Below are 15,067 nucleotides of genomic sequence, written 5' to 3' on the forward strand. Positions count from 1 at the left end.
AGGCGGAACCGGAAGCTCTCCTCTCGGGCGGAGAGCACGTACTGCGGCAGCGGCTCCGGACCGCAGGCCGCCGATCCCACGCCATGCAGCGACGCGGAGAGCGTCACCCAGGTGCGGCCGTCGGGACGCAGCGCCCCGTCGTGCGCCCGAGCATCGAGCTCGGCACTGGACCAGGGACGCACCGCCAGCCCGAGGCCGTCCGGGGCGTGCAGCTCGAGCCCCTGCGGGCCCCCGCTCAGCGTTGCGCGGACCACCCCGGCCCGGTTCCCGTTCTCCTGCGGGAACACGTACGGCACCTGCAGATCCTCGACCGAGGAGGCCCAGCGGCCGAAGGTGGTGCCGCCGCCGGTATCCGGATAGGACTCCTGCGGGCCGTAGCCCTCGTATTCCACCTGGTCGGGGGCCGAGGGCAGGGCGAAGGTCCAGCCGATGCGCGGCAGCGGCAGATCGCCCGGCCAGAACGACGAGGGCGAGACCGTCACGTCCACGTCGAGGCCGTCCGCATCGCCGCGCCAGCGCTCGGTGACGTCGGCCCCGAGCGCCGAGCCGTCCAGCCCGATCCGGCTGCGCACCCGCAGCGTCTCGCCGTCGTCCGGGTCCGCGGAGATGTCGACCAGGCGGCGCCGTGCGACATCGAGGCCGATCCGCTTCCAGCGGGCCTCGAGCGGGGCGCGGGTGCGGGCACGCTCGTTGTCCACCGGCGCGCGGTACAGATCCACCCCCGCGTGCTCGATCTCCAGCGCGCCGAGCGCCACCAGCCGCCCCAGATCATCGAAGCGGGCCGGCCCGAGAGACCAGGAGCCGTCCGCATGCCGCTGCGGGGAGACACTCGCGGCGGCCGACGGGCTGGTCGCAGTGCGCAGGCGCTCGACGTCCCCGCGCAGCCGTTCGGTGTCGACGTGATCCGCGGAGACGATCAGGTGCCCGGCCGGGACCGGACCCTGCGCCTCGCGCGTGCTGAGCCGCACCGTGGTGCTCGCCCCGTCGTGCTCCGGAAGCGGCACCTCGGTGCTCTCACCGGGCGCGATCTGCGGCAGCTCGAGCTCCTGCCAGCTCGCCTGGGCATCCAGCGACACCTCGGCGCGCAGGGGGGAGAGATCCGAGAAGGCATACCGGTTGGTGATCCGCACGTTCCCGGGGGAGACCTCGAGGCCGACGGGGGAGTAGTGGTGCTTGGCATCGAGCAGGGCCGGGGAGGGAGTGCGATCAGGCAGCACCAGCCCGTCGGCCACGAAGTTCGAATCGTGCAGGCGCTCGCCGAAGTCGCCGCCGTAGCCGTAGATCTCATTGCCTTCGGCGTCGGTGGTCGTCAGGCCGTGATCGATCCACTCCCAGATGAAGCCGCCATGCAGCGCCGGGTAGCGCTCGGTGAGCTCCATGTACTCCTTGAGCGAGCCCGCGCCGTTGCCCATCGCGTGGGCGTACTCGATCCACAGGAAGGGCTTCGTGAGTGCTGGCGGATTCGCGAAATAGCCGTCCGGGACGTCCAGTGCGAAGCTCCGCAGCATCGAGGTGAGCTTGTCCTGGTACTTGCTGGACAGCTCCCGCTGCCCGATCTGCTCGGACTCCTCGATGGAGGAATACATCAGCGAGAACACGTCCACGTACTCCGCGGCATAGTCCTGCTCGTAGATCACCGGACGGGTCGCGTCGGTCTCCCGCACCGCCGCGACCATCGCCTCGGTGACCGGGCCGCTGGCCGCTTCATTGCCGATCGACCACATGATGATCGAGGCGTGATTGCGGTCGCGGCGCACGAACCGCTCCGAGCGCTCCACGAGGGACTCCTCGAACAGCGGGTTCTGGGCCGGGCCCTCGGCTGCGCCGGTGCCGTCCTCGCCCCAGGTGGAATCGGCGTGGAAGCCGTGAGTCTCGAAGTCACCCTCGCAGATGACGTACAGCCCCGCCTCATCGCACACCTCGAGGAATCGCTGGTGCGGCGGGTAGTGGGAGGTGCGGACGGCGTTGAGGTTGTGCTGCTTCATGAGCGCAACATCGAGATCCTGGTTCTCCAGCTGCTGGGCGCGGCCGACGAGCGGATCCGCCTCGTGACGGTTCACGCCGCGGAAGACGATCCGCTCACCGTTGACGCGGAAGATCTCCCCGTCCACCTCGACCCGGCGGAAGCCGACGCGCAGGGAGATGGTCTCCGTGTCGGTGCGCACGGTGGCGTCGTAGAGGTGAGGATCCTCGGCAGACCAGGGCCGCACCTTCCTGAGGCTGAGGGGATCCACGCCGGTGGAGGCGGAGTGCTTGAGTGCGGGGACCTCGATCCTCGCCACGACCTCCTGGCCGTCCGCGTCGTAGGCGGTCGCGCTCAGGGTGCCCAGGCCGGTCTCCGGATCGAAGTCCGCGATGGTGACCAGGTCGTGGATCCCGCCGACCGGTCGCAGCAGCAGATCCACGCTGCGGAAGATGCCCGACGCCCACCACATGTCCTGGTCCTCGACGTAGGTGTTCACCGACCACTGCACCACGCGGACCTCCAGGCGATGCTCGCGGTGATCGCCCTGCTCAGCGGGGGAGGAGAGGGCCTCGGTGACATCGAACTCCTGGGTGAGGCGGGAGCCGGCGGTCACGCCGATCTCGACGCCGTCGATCCAGACCTTCGCCGCGGAGTCCACGCCCTGGAAGCGCAGCAGCACGCGTGCGCCGGCGGCCAGCTGCTCGGCCCAGTCGGCGGGGACGGTAAGCGGGCGCGAGTAGTGCCCGGTGGGGTTCTCGTCCGGCACATGCGGGATCTCCCGCGGGATCGGGTAGATGACGTTGGTGTACTGCGGGGCGCCGTGGCCCTGCAGCTGCCACAGACCCGGCACCTCGATCTCGGTGGGCTCGCCGAGACCCGAGCCGTCCGCCCGGGTGCCGTAGCGGAAATCCCAGGTCCCGTCGAGGCTCAGCTCGGGGGCGTCGGTGTGCAGATGGGCGCGGCCGCGCAGTCGTTTCCGGCCCGCAGGCAGCTCCTCCCACCAGCGGTCGGTGCGGACGGAGCTGTTGGTGGAGGGCAGCGGGGTGCTCATCGGTGAGGCGTCTCCTGGTCTCGAGGCCTGTCGGCGAGTGGCAGACCGGGTTCGTGAACGTTCACGAGGAAGTGTACTCCCGGGGTGGGCAGTCGAGTGGGCTGAGCAGAGTTCGAGGGCTTCGGCCCGGTTCTTCGGCTGCAGCTGGCGGGGACCAGTGCCGGATCCAAGTGGCGGGAAGGCAGGCGAGGGCGGCGATGGCGGCCGCGACCAGCAGTGCCGCTGCCGGTGAGGTCGCCGCGATCAGCAGGCCGCCGAGTACGCTCGCCACCGGCATCACGCCGATCGTGAGCAACCGGATCGCGGCGAACGCCCTGCCCAGCTGCTGCTGCGGGATCAGGCGCGCCGGCACGTCAGAGCCGACGATCATCGATGCCGTCGCGCATGCTGCGACCATCAGCTCGCCGGCCCCGATCAGTACCGCCTGCCCAGCCGGCGCCAGCAGGGCGGCGGGGGCCACCAAACTGCTGAGCGCGACGCCTCCCGTGGTCAACAGCTTCGCGGAGCCGGTGGCAAGGCGTCTGAGCAGCGGTGCAGAGCCGATGGCGCCGAGGAGCGCGCCGAACGCCCCAGCGGCGGTGAACAGGGCGACCGTCGATACAGATAGTCCCAAGGTCTCCAGCGCGAAGAGCACCAGGGCGGTGCCCGAGACCATGGCCGCGGCATTCAGGAGCGAGGTGGCCAGAGTGAGGTGGGCCAGGCCGTAGGTGGTCAGCACCCGGCGCACCGTCCGCGCCGACCGCGAAGCCGCGGGCGCCGCCGTCGGCGTCGCGCTGTCGGACGGCGGGGCGTCCATCGTCTCGGGATTCGCGGTCGGCGGTGCGTCGTGCACTGCCGAACGCGGCAGGGTGGCGAGCGTGACCAGGCTGAGCAGATACGCGATCGCCGCGAGGCCCAGCGCTATCGCGGGGGCCGCCAGGCGCAGCAGCGCGGAGACCGCCGCCGGGCTCGAGACGCGGGTGACCGCGCTGACCGTCTCGATGCGCCGGTAGCAGTCAGCCGTGCGATCGCGACCGACGACCGCAGGGACCATCGCGCTGTGCCCAGTGGTGAACAGCGCATCGCCCAGCCCGATCGCTGCGGCCAGGAGGAGCAGTACGAGCACCGAGAGCTGGCCCGTGGCCAGCAGCAGGATCAGGACGCTCACGGTGAGGACCCGAAGGCTGTTGCCGAGCATCACCGCACGCCGATGACCGAGAGTATCGACCGAGGCGCCGATCTGGCGGTGCGCGAACAGGTACCAGAGGAATGGGAGAGCGTTCAGCAGCCCCAGCAGTCCGCCGCCGACAGAGAGTGTTGTCACCGCGATCAACGGCAACAGGGTGCGGATCGCGTCATCGCCCGTGGACTCGCCGAGAGTGGCGATCAGGATCCGGCGCATGGTCACCGTCGCTTCCGGTGGTCGGGGTCGGGGCGTCCGCCGCGGATGCCACCACAAATGTCAGGATCTCCTGACGGCTGCAGTGTCAGGATAGCCTGACGAGGCGGGCCGGGTCGAGACATGCAACGGCCCGGCGGATCCCGTCGGTTGCATGTCCCGATAGCCGCACCTCCGGTCCGCAAGAACCTGCCCGCCGACGATCCCGGCCGCAGCGGGGACGGGGCGGGCGGGTCGCTCTAGACTCGGGCCATGCGCGGACCAGGCGGGACCTCCGAGATGCACTGCGGCTTCTGCGGGCTCCCGAGCACTCGGGAGCGTCCTCTCCTCGGCGGACTCGGCGTGATGATCTGCGGTGACTGCGCGCGGGAAGCGGCCCGTTCCTTCGAATCCGGCACCGAGGTCGCCACGGTCGCCTTCGAGCAGTTCACCGAGGAGGAGCTGACCACAATGCTCCGCGGGGTCACCCGGCAGCGCCCTCAGCTCGAGCGCTTCCAGGCAGACCTGGTCGCCTACATGCGAGAGCGAGGCGCGTCATGGGAGTCGATCGGCGCCGGGCTCGGCGTCGCCCGCCAATCGGCATGGGAGAAGTTCAGGCACGTCGAGGGGCGCTGACCGCGAGACCGCGGACCGACTCGACGTCGTTGCCACGCTGCGCGCCGCGCCCACCGAGGCCGGAATCGGCCCCACCTCACCGCCGGCCTCCCTGTCCGCTCCCGGGACCGCCGGCCGGCGACGCTAGACTCTCCCCTCGTGACCACGACTGAGCCGAACCGGTGGACCGACCGCCGCAGCGATGCCGTGTCCGCGCGCAAAGAGACGTACGAGCAGCTGCGCCGGGCCAGCACCTGGCGACTGCTCGCTGCCACCAAGGCGCCTGCCGTCCTGGCCATCCTGCAGTCCACCTTCCCCGCCGGTGACCGTCGGCTCCCGCGCAGCGAGCTGATCGCCCGCGTCGGCGCGCACCTGCCCCTCCTCCACGACGATGAGATCCCGGCGGCGCCGGAGCTCGAGGCGGAGAGCCGCATCGGTCGCACCGCCGCGGAATACGTCGACGGCTGGGTGCGCGAGGGCTATCTGACCCGCCGCGATGACCCGCAGCGCACCGAGACCACCTTCGAGCCGTCCCCGGCGACGATCGACGCGATCCAGTTCATCGCCTCGCTCGAGGAACATCGGCCCACCACCACCGAGTCCCGCCTGCAGCTGGTGGTCCAGCAGTTCGAGCACCTCGCGCAGGAGACCGAGACCGACCGCGATGTGCGCCTGGCCGACCTCCAGCGCCGCCGGGAGCGGATCGAGGCAGAGATCAGAGACCTCGCCGAGGGCGAGCTGATGCTGCCCAGCCCCGAGGTCTCGGGCGACCGCCTGCGGGACATCCTGCAGATCGCCGCGGAGCTCTCCGGTGACTTCCTCCAGTACCGGGAAGATCTGCGAGCCGTCGATCTGCGGCTGCGCGAGCAGATCCTCTCTCCGGAAGGCTCGCGCGGCGAGATCCTCGAGCAGCTGCTGGCCGGTGACGACCTGCTCGGTCAGTCCTCGGTGGGCCGCACCTTCACCGCCTTCTTCCGGATGCTCAACGACCCGGTCCAGACCCGCACCGCGCAGGAGCTGGTGGACCGGCTGCTCGAGCGCGACTTCGCCCGCTCGCTGGGACGCGACGAGCGCGAGAAGCTCGCCAACGTGTTCAGCGACCTCTACGACCCCGCGCAGGAGGTGCTGGACGTCAAGACGGAGCTGTACCGCTCCCTCGCCCGCTTCGTGCGCTCCCAGGACTTCCGCCAGCACCGGGTGATGCTCGAGGCGCTCCAGGAGGCGCAGGGCATTGCGCTCGCGCAGAAGGACCAGGTCCCCACCCGCACTCCGTTCCCGCTCGAGCTGGACCTCTCGCGGGTGCTGATGAACTCGGTGTCCCAGCATCGCCTCAAGGACCCCACCGACCCCGGCGCCCCCGCAGAGGCCGAGGTGCACGACGCCACCTCGCTCAGCGTCGAGGTGCTCGCGGACCTGGTGCGCACCAACGACATCGACATCGTGGGCCTCACCGGCGACATCAACGAGGTGCGCGGCCTCTCCGGCCAGGCGTCGATCGGCGACATCCTGCGCGCGAAGCCCGCCGATCAGGGACTCGCCAGCGTGATCGGGCTGATGTTCCTGGCCACCCAGCATGCCCAGGAGCGGGAGGGCTCCACCGAGGTCGTCAACTGGCGGGAGCTCGATGGGAACGACTACGCCGCGAAGGTGCCGGCGTTCTACTTCCTGGGCGACGTCCCGGTGGAGTGACCCGGGAGCGCTTCCCGAGGAGTCTCCCTCCGCTAGCCCATCCCCTCTGAGCTGTCGCTGCGCGGAGGTCGTGGCGACAGCTCAGAGGGGATGGGCCCCTCGAGTCGGCCTCCACGCCGCGCGGGAGGCTGCGAGGAGCGGTGATCACGCCTCGTCGAGCTCCGCGAGGAGGGCGCGGGACCGCTCCCGCAGCTCCTCCAGATCTGCGCCGAAATCCGCCATCCGGCAGCCGCGACCGTGCGGCGCCACCGCGATGCCCTCGGCCTCCCAATGGGGGAGGGCCCGAGCCAGCAGAGGATGGTCGCCGGAGGCGCTGGTCACCCGCCACCAGGGCACGCCAGAGCCCCAGGTGCGCATGATGCGACCCACCAGGCGGGGGCCGACGCCGACGATCGCGCCGACCTCGCCGTAGGCCGCGACCTGCCCGGAAGGGATCGACTCGACCACGCGCAGCACCCGCTCGACGGTGATGTCGTCCATGCGGGAACGCGCGCGCGGGGGTCCGGTGGGCATGGATGTCAGTCTGGCACGGCCCTCACGACCGACGGCGGCCCGGGACCTCGAGAAGAGGTTCCGGGCCGCCGTCGGTGGGTTGAGGCTGCGCGAGGGCAGGCTCAGTGCTCGCGGTGCTCAGCCGCGGTGCGTGCCGTCCTCCGCAGAGCCATTCTCCGCAGAGCGACCGTCGGCAGGGCCATCCTGCAGCGGGCGGTCGAGCGGATCGCCGTACTCCGGCGCCCTCGGTGGCAGCTCCCCGTTATGCTCCTCCAGCCGCTGCTGCTGCTGGAAGAACGGATCCTGCTCATCCCCGTGCTCGGGCTGGGCCGCACTGTGGTCCGACCTGCCAGCGGTGTCCTGCGGCATCGACCCGTCCTGCACGCGCGAGTCCCGTCCGGCCAGGTGATCCTGGCGGACGTCCTGCTGAGCGCCCAGCTGGTCATGCTGACCGAACTGCTGGTCATCCTGATGGCGCTGGCCGTGCTGACCGTGCTGATCGCGCTGATCGTGCTGCCGGTCGTGCTGGCCGAACTGCTGATCGGCCGGCGGGGTCTGCTGTTCGCCGTACGTTCGCGAGTGCCCGAACTGCTGCTCCGCGGGCGGGGTCTGCTGCTCGTACGAGTGCTCGGCACCTGCGGAGTGCTCCTGGCGTCCCGTGCGGGACACGTCGGAGTGCTGCTCGAAACGGTCCTCGTTGACGGGGCGGCCGAAGCCTCCATCAGAACGCGGCTGGTCGTGGTCATGTTCTCCGGCCGCGCCAGCGCCCATGCCTGCGGCGGCTCCTGCGCCAGCACCTGCACCTGCTCCTGCACCAGCTCCTGCAGCGGGGCCGGCTCCAGCACCGGTGCTCGTATCAGACGAGGTCCGGGGATCGGTGCCTGCCCGGTTCCCATCCACCGCGTGAGTCTCAGGGGTCGATGCGGCGGCCGGAGTGCGGTCCGGTGCATCGCCGGTCAGCGGCTCCTCATGAGCCGGGCGCGCTGCGCGACGACCATGGTTCGCGCCGCGGGCACCGGCGTCGTCAGTCGCAGTGCCGTCCTCGTGATCGGCGGCTCCCGCAATACCCGCGCCAGCCGCACCGGCGCCGACAGCACCAGCTCCGACGGCGCCCGCTGTTGCAGCACCGGAGCCATGGCGATCATCGCTATCACGGCGGTCGTGCGCTGCATGATCGGGATCTCGCGTCGTACGACCATGGTCCGCAGTCCGGTCCTCGCGGACACCCTCGCGCCCATGGTCGGGCTGTCCGTTCACGCTCTCACGGTGCGCATCGCGGTCACGGCCCGCGCCGTGCTCGCTGTGCTCGCGGTGTTCGCGATGCTCGTGGTGATCACGGCCGTCACGGCTGTCACGGCTGTCACGGCTGTCACGGCTGTCATGACCGTCATGCCGGTCATGGTCTTCGCGAACGTTGCGGCCGTCGTGATCGTCGCGATGCTCACGGTGAGCGTCGGTCGCCACGGCGGAGCCGTCACGGTCGCGCCGGGCGGCGTCGTCGGGGGTGTCGGGATCAAGGCGGTCAGCCTCGGCGAGGCGCTCCTGCACGGTGCTGCGCTCCTGATCGACCTCGGCGCGCTCTCGCTCCACTTCCGAACGGCGGCGTTCGGCGGCCAGCTGCTCCTGCTCGGCCTCCTTGGCCTTCCGCTCGGCTTCCAGCCGCGCGCGGTCAGCCTCGAGCTCGGTCTCGCGCACCTTCAGATCGCGCTCCTGGACCAGCTGCTCCTGCTTCGAGGCCTCGTCCCGCAGCTGCGCGGCACGCCGCCGGTCCTCCTCCTGCTGCTGCGCCTTGCGACGCTTCGAGGCCATCACTCCCACCGCGATCAGCACGATCACGAGGATGATCGCCAGCACGACGATCCCGATGATGACGGGCGTGGACAGTTCCATGGTCGGCTCCTTGCGGTCGACTCCTCCGCACGGATGCACGAAGGTCTTCCAGCGTGTAGGTCGATTGCACCAGATCTGAGCCCGCCATGGGGGCATTTCCCGCCGACTGTCATGACGGGCGGCGCGGAATCGACGAATCCCGCCCCGGTAAGGTACGTGGTCGTGAGCAGCTCCGTAACCCGCACCGATGCCGACGTCCTCCCCCAGGCCGAAGCCGGCAGCCCTTCCGCCTCCGGCACCGCCTTGGTCGACGAGTCCCGACGGGTGCTCGTGCACCTGCTCCAAGGACCCTTCCTGGACGGTCGGCGGGACGCCAACCGCTACGCCCAGCTGTTGCGTGACCGCGCCGCGATCGAATCCCGGCTGGCGGACCTCTTCCTCGAGCTGATCGTCGACGATGACGCTCAGGTCGCCTTCGTGCGCCAGAGCGAGGACGATCCTGATGCGCCGAAGCTCCTGCGCCGCCTGACCGGCATGAATCGCCTGGACTCGGTGCTGCTGCTGGTGCTGCGCCAGATGCTGCTGACCCAGTCCTCGCGCGGGCAGCGCACCGTCGTCTCCGAGGCGGAGCTGCAGCAGGCGCTGGCCGCCTACCGCCGCACCACCTCCACCGACGAGGCTGGATTCGCGAAGGAGGTCCGGGCCTCGATCGCGAAGGTTCAGCGCACCGGTCTGCTGGACGAGCAGGGGGATGACTACGAGGTCTCTCCCGTGCTGCGCCTGATGATCGGCCCCGATACCGCGCGGGAGTTCATCGCCCTGTACCGCGAGGCAGGGGTGAGCGGTCTCGAGGACCCCAGCGATGACACCGAGGACGACCCCGAGGACGAGGCTGCCGAGACGAAGGCCTGACCCTTCGGTCGGCCGGTCGGCCGGTCACTCGGCCAGTCAGCCAGTCAGCCAGTCGGCCAGTCAGCCGGTCAGCCGGTCAGCCGGTCAGCCGGTCAGCCGGTCAGCCGGTCGGCCAGTCGGTCGGTCGGGCGTGTCGCGGCGGGGTGCCGCGCAGTGCCGGACCTCGAGTCGCTGGGTGCCACTGCCGAGCGGCTCGAGGGCGACCGTTCACGCCCTGTCGCCGCGCCGCGCGGGCCATGGTCCTCCCCGCTGCGCTCCTCTTCTTCCCGCCTCAGCCCGCCCGGCGTCTCCCCGCACTTCCCGGTGTCGCCCCGGCCCTCCCGCGCCTCTGCGCACCTCCCCGCGTCGCCCCGCGGGGCGCTCTTGCGCGCTCTTCTGCCGGGTCGACGATGAACAGCGGGTGTATATGAAAGGCCATTTCATAAAACCCTCTTGTTGAGCCGACTGCTTCGTGGAATAACTGTCGTAGCAGGTCAGTGGGGTGCCGCCGTGCCCGGTTGCGGGAAGGCGGGCCCTCGCGACGTGCTCCCCAAGGTCGCCATGCGGGTGAAGATCCTCGCCTCGGTCCGCGGCCTCACGGGAGCGCTCCCACGCCTGCTGATTCCCCGTGGAGAGACGCGTTCGGGAGACGAGCGCCGAGCAGGAGGCAGTCCAGTGAGAGGACCCGAACGATGACCGCGCCACCGGTGGCCGCAGCCACCGGAGCGCCGGAGGTGGAGCGGCCACCGGCTCCGGGGGGACCGGCGGTTGCGGCCCCGCGGAGGCGCCGTGTCCTGCGCGCTGTGCGCAACAGCTGGCAGCTCTATCTGCTGGTCGCTCCCGCCGTCGTTTTCTTCCTGATCTTCAACTACGTCCCGATGTACGGGGCGCAGATCGCCTTCCGCGATTTCATCGCCTCCGACGGGATCTGGGGGAGTCGCTGGGTGGGTCTCGAGCACTTCGAGCGCTTCTTCGACTCCTACTACTTCTGGCGCCTGCTGCGGAACACGCTGATCCTGAGCCTCTACCAGCTGGCCCTGTTCCCGCTCCCGATCATCCTGGCGCTCTCCCTCAACGAGGTGAAGAACCACCTCTTCAAGCGATTCGCGCAGACGCTCACCTACGCGCCGCATTTCGTCTCGCTGGTGGTCGTCGTCGGCATGCTGTTCGCGTTCCTCGATCCGCGCCTCGGGCTCGTCAACCACCTCATCGAGCTGGTCGGCCTCGCACCGATCCAGTTCATGCAGGATCCGGGCTGGTTCCGGCATCTCTACGTGTGGTCGGGGGTCTGGCAGTCCCTGGGCTGGAGCACGATCATCTACCTGGCGGCGCTCTCCGGTGTGAACCCTGAGCTCCATCAGGCCGCCCAGGTCGACGGCGCGAATCGTCTCCAGCGGATCCGACACGTCAACATCCCGGCGATCATGCCGACCGTCGTGATCCTGTTCATCCTCGACTTCGGCAGCTTCATGGCAGTGGGCTTCGAGAAGGCCCTGCTGATGAACAACTCGCTCAACGCCGAGGCCTCGGACATCATCCAGACCTTCGTCTACGAGACCGGGCTCCTGGAGGGGCAGTACAGCTACGCCGCGGCCGTCGGGCTCTTCGACTCCGTCATCAACATCCTCCTGCTGGTCGGCGTCAATCAGCTCGCCCGCCGTTTCTCAGAGAACAGCCTGTGGTGATCCCGTGACCTCCTCCCCTTCCCAGAGCCCGCAGGCCCTGCAGAGCCCTCAAACCGTGCAGAGCCCGCAGGCCGTGCGGAGCCCTCAGTCGTCAGGGCCCGGCCCCGCCTCGCGGCGCCCGAAGCGGCGCCCGCTCACCTCTCGCGAGGATCGCTGGTTCGACCGCCTCAACACCGTCTTCCTGCTCGCAGTGGTCGCCGTGATCGGCTATCCGCTGTGGTTCGTGCTCATCGCCTCGGTGAGCGATCCGCATGCCGTGCAGACGGGCCAGGTGTGGCTCTGGCCGGTCGACCTGAACCTGGACGGCTATGCGCGGGTGTTCTCCCAGGGGTCCATCTGGACCGGATACCGCAACACCGTCATCTACACGATCGTCGGAGTTGCCCTGCACCTGCTGATCGTGCTGCCCTGCTCCTACGCGCTCTCGCGGCGGAATATGGCGGGCCGCACCGGGGTGACCTGGTACATCCTGATCACGATGCTCTTCTCGGGCGGCATCATCCCCACCTACCTGGTCGTCAAGGACCTGGGCATGCTGGACACCATCTGGGCCGTGGTGGTGCCGGGGGCGGCCGGGGCCTGGTCGATCCTCGTCGGCCGGGCGTTCTTCACCCAGAGCGTCCCTGAGGAGCTGGCCGAGGCGGCGACCGTCGACGGTGCGGGTGACATCCAGATCTTCCTGCGCATCGCGATACCCCTCTCTGCGCCGATCATCGCCACGCTCGCCCTGTTCCATGGGGTCGGGCTGTGGAATGAGTACTTCAAGGCGCTCATCTACCTCTCCGATCGGGACAAGTACACCCTCCAGCTGGTCCTGCGCGAGCTGCTGGTGGTCTCGCAGGAGACCTCCCAGGGCGGGGCGGGTGCGGCCGGCTCGCTGATCGAGCAGCAGCGACTGGCCGCCCTGATCAAGTACGCGGTGATGATCGTCGCTTCGCTCCCGCTGCTGGTGATCTACCCCTTCCTGCAGCGCTTCTTCACCCAGGGCGTGCTCATCGGCTCGGTCAAGGGGTGAGGGCGCGATGCTGACCCGCCTCGACGGCGCCCTGCACTGGCTGGTGCGGCTGGTGTGGCTGAACACCTGCTGGCTCGGGCTCACAGCGGCCGGCGGGATCGTGCTCGGCGTCGGCCCCGCCACCTTCGCCGCGCTCGAAGTGGCGCAGCGCTGGATGCGCGGCGAGAGGGACCTGCCCATCGGCCGCGCCATGTGGCAGCAGTGGCGCCAGGGCTGGCGGCTCACCAACGCCGTCACCCTGCTCGCCCTCACGCTGTGCGGAGCTCTGGTCGCCACCTGGTGGCTCTCGCGCGGCCTGCCGCCCGTCCCGGCCGCACTCACGCAGGGGCCTGCGCTGCTGGGCCTGCTCCTGATGGTCGCGCTGATGCCGCATCTGCTCTGGATCGCAGGGCGGGAGGTCGACGGTGCCCCGCCGCGCCTGGCCGTCGTGTTCACCGCGGCGCTCGCGGTCGGCCTCGGGCGCCCCGTGCTGACCCTCTGCCTGCTGGCTCCTCTGATCGCCTGGCCGGTGGCGCTGATCGCCAGCGGCTGGCCGGGACTGCTGCCCGTCTGCGGGATCAGCATCCCTCTCGTGGCCGCCGCCTGGTGCCTGCGGCGCACCTTCCCCTGAACCTGCCACCCCTCGACCCCACAAACCCTGAACTGGTCACTCGCCTGGTTCAGTCACGTCCCGAAAGGATCCCTGCACCATGTCCCACCACCCCTTCACCCGCCGTGCCGCGCTGGCGTCAGGCGCCGCCCTCGCCTCCGCTGCGGTCCTCGCCTCCTGCGGCGACGACAGCGAAGAGATCGACACCCTCGACCAGATCGAGAACCCCGACGAGAACATCACCCCCGAGGGCATGCCGATCGCGAACGAACTGATCACGATCGACTTCCTCAGCGCCCGCCCCTCGACCACCGCAGAGGACTGGAACGAGGTCTCCGTCATCCAGGCGACCGAGGAGCTCACCAACGTCCACATCGACTTCGGCCTGGTCCCCCAGGATGGAGCGACCGAGCGCCGCAACCTCGTGCTGAGCAGCGGCGACTACCCCAGCGCGTTCTACCGCACGGGGGTCGGGACCGGGGGCATCGCCACCTACGGGGAGCGAGGCACCTTCATCGCACTGAACGACCTGCTCGACCAGCACATGCCGAACCTGACCGCGCTGATGGAGAAGAGCCCCCAGATCCGGGAGGGTCTGACCTTCCCGGACGGGAACATCTACTCCACGCCCCAGATCTACGACCCGAGCTTCCTGGGCCTGCGATACATGTTCAAGCTCTGGGCCCGGCAGGACTGGCTGGACCAGTTCGGCATGGCCGTGCCGGAGACGACCGAGGAGTTCGAGGCCTATCTCGAGGAGTCCGTCAACACGATCGACGGCGCGATCGGCCTCACCGACCCCGTGAACCTGGGGGAGACCTACCCGACGCTCTACGGCGCCTTCGGGGTGGCGAACCAGGGCACCGCCGGGGGCCAGATCGATCTGGATCCGGACACGGGGAAGGTGCGCTACTTCCCGATCACCGACGGCTACCGCGAGATGATGGAGTACCTCAACGGGCTCTACAGCAAGGGACTGATCCCGGCAGACATCTTCTCCTCGGACCGGGCGACCTTCACCGCGCAGGGCAGCGAGGGGATCGTGGCCGCCTGCGGGACGCCCGCCCCTGCCGGATACTTCGGCGAGGAGGGCGAGAAGTACGTCGTCGTCCCCCCGCTGACCCGCAGCGCGGGGGAGACCCCGGTGTGGCACGCGGTGCGCTCCGAGCTCGCCTCGATCGGCCACTTCGTGATGACCGACCGCTGCGAGCATCCCGTGGCGCTCGCCCGCTGGATGGACTACTGGTACAGCGAGGAGGGTGCTCGTCAGTTCTTCCTCGGCAACCAGGGGGACAGCTGGGAAGAGGTGGACGGCGAGTACAAGCTGCTGCCCGAGATCACCGAGGGACAGTCCGTCGATGACGGCCTCAAGCCGCACTCGATCTTCATGGGCGGCAGCTACCCGGGCTGGGTGACCGAGCGCTGGTTCGGGGGCGTGGAGAGCATGCCGCAGGCCATGGAGAGCTCGAAGGCCATGGAGCCGTACGCGATCCCCGAGGTGTGGTCCGCCTTCACCTTCACCCCGGAGGAGTCCGACGTGCTCGGCACCGTCGGCACCGAGATCGGCAAGTACCTCGGCGAGGCGCGAGCAGGCTTCATCACCGGCCAGCTGCCGCTGTCCGAGTGGGGCACCTTCGTGGAGACCCTCGAGAGCATCGGGCTGAGCGAGTTCTTGGAGATCCAGCAGACGGCGTACGACCGCAGGCAGTGACCCGGCCCCCGGGCCTCCCTGCACAGGGCGGCCCGGGGTGCGCGGACGGAGCGGCCCCGGGGTGCGCGGCCAGCGTGATCTGGCTCGCTTTCCCGGCGTCGCCCCGTGCCTGAGCGGTCCCCAGCGGAGAGCTCTCGCCCCGGACGGCAATTGCGCACCATCGGCATTACGGAATA

Annotated in this window: 11 protein-coding genes; 7 read left to right on the plus strand and 4 right to left on the minus strand. The window is 69.8% G+C overall.

The features are described from left to right. Together ACTH43_RS04185 and ACTH43_RS04190 are read right to left on the minus strand one after the other, a co-directional pair. A partial coding sequence (locus ACTH43_RS04185) for a glycoside hydrolase family 2 TIM barrel-domain containing protein (protein WP_441443667.1) occupies positions 1-3,017 on the minus strand: 3,017 nt, incomplete at its 3' end. A gap of 61 nt (positions 3,018-3,078) precedes the next feature. Beyond that, entirely contained in the window at positions 3,079-4,398 is a 1,320-nt protein-coding gene (locus tag ACTH43_RS04190; RefSeq protein WP_441443715.1) for an MFS transporter, read from the minus strand. Between the two features lie 249 nt (positions 4,399-4,647). Between ACTH43_RS04190 and ACTH43_RS04195 the strand changes: the two genes are divergently transcribed. Together ACTH43_RS04195 and ACTH43_RS04200 are read left to right on the plus strand one after the other, a co-directional pair. Next, positions 4,648-5,010, plus strand: a complete 363-nt coding sequence (locus ACTH43_RS04195) for a hypothetical protein (protein WP_441443668.1) — start codon at positions 4,648-4,650, stop codon at positions 5,008-5,010. 138 nt (positions 5,011-5,148) lie between these two features. Beyond that, positions 5,149-6,678 carry a DUF3375 domain-containing protein gene (locus ACTH43_RS04200; RefSeq protein ID WP_441443669.1) on the plus strand — a complete coding sequence of 510 codons (1,530 nt, stop codon included), beginning with the start codon at positions 5,149-5,151 and terminating at the stop codon, positions 6,676-6,678. Positions 6,679-6,822: 144 nt separating this feature from the next. On the opposite strand, the gene ACTH43_RS04205 is transcribed toward ACTH43_RS04200, so the two are convergent. Together ACTH43_RS04205 and ACTH43_RS04210 are read right to left on the minus strand one after the other, a co-directional pair. Beyond that, entirely contained in the window at positions 6,823-7,191 is a 369-nt protein-coding gene (locus ACTH43_RS04205) for an MGMT family protein (protein ID WP_441443670.1), read from the minus strand. Positions 7,192-7,308: 117 nt separating this feature from the next. Continuing rightward, the gene (locus tag ACTH43_RS04210) at positions 7,309-9,060 is read right to left on the minus strand and encodes a hypothetical protein (protein ID WP_441443671.1); all 1,752 of its coding nucleotides are present in this window, start codon (positions 9,058-9,060) and stop codon (positions 7,309-7,311) included. A 162-nt stretch (positions 9,061-9,222) separates the two neighbouring features. Between ACTH43_RS04210 and ACTH43_RS04215 the strand changes: the two genes are divergently transcribed. From ACTH43_RS04215 to ACTH43_RS04235, 5 genes are all read left to right on the plus strand, one after another. After that, entirely contained in the window at positions 9,223-9,912 is a 690-nt protein-coding gene (locus tag ACTH43_RS04215; RefSeq protein ID WP_441443672.1) for a DUF4194 domain-containing protein, read from the plus strand. A 782-nt stretch (positions 9,913-10,694) separates the two neighbouring features. Beyond that, positions 10,695-11,576: an ABC transporter permease gene (locus ACTH43_RS04220; RefSeq protein WP_441443673.1), complete on the plus strand. Its 882-nt coding sequence runs from the start codon at positions 10,695-10,697 to the stop codon at positions 11,574-11,576. A 4-nt stretch (positions 11,577-11,580) separates the two neighbouring features. Further along, on the plus strand, positions 11,581-12,591 hold the full coding sequence (locus ACTH43_RS04225) for a carbohydrate ABC transporter permease (RefSeq protein ID WP_441443674.1): 1,011 nt from the start codon (positions 11,581-11,583) through the stop codon (positions 12,589-12,591). A gap of 7 nt (positions 12,592-12,598) precedes the next feature. Beyond that, positions 12,599-13,201, plus strand: a complete 603-nt coding sequence (locus ACTH43_RS04230; RefSeq protein ID WP_441443675.1) for a YesL family protein — start codon at positions 12,599-12,601, stop codon at positions 13,199-13,201. Positions 13,202-13,280: 79 nt separating this feature from the next. Further along, positions 13,281-14,891 carry a hypothetical protein gene (locus tag ACTH43_RS04235; protein WP_441443676.1) on the plus strand — a complete coding sequence of 537 codons (1,611 nt, stop codon included), beginning with the start codon at positions 13,281-13,283 and terminating at the stop codon, positions 14,889-14,891. The last annotated feature ends 176 nt before the right edge of the window (positions 14,892-15,067 follow it).

Origin of the sequence: Brachybacterium sp., from assembly GCF_052095815.1 — a bacterium.
Lineage (GTDB): Bacteria > Actinomycetota > Actinomycetes > Actinomycetales > Dermabacteraceae > Brachybacterium.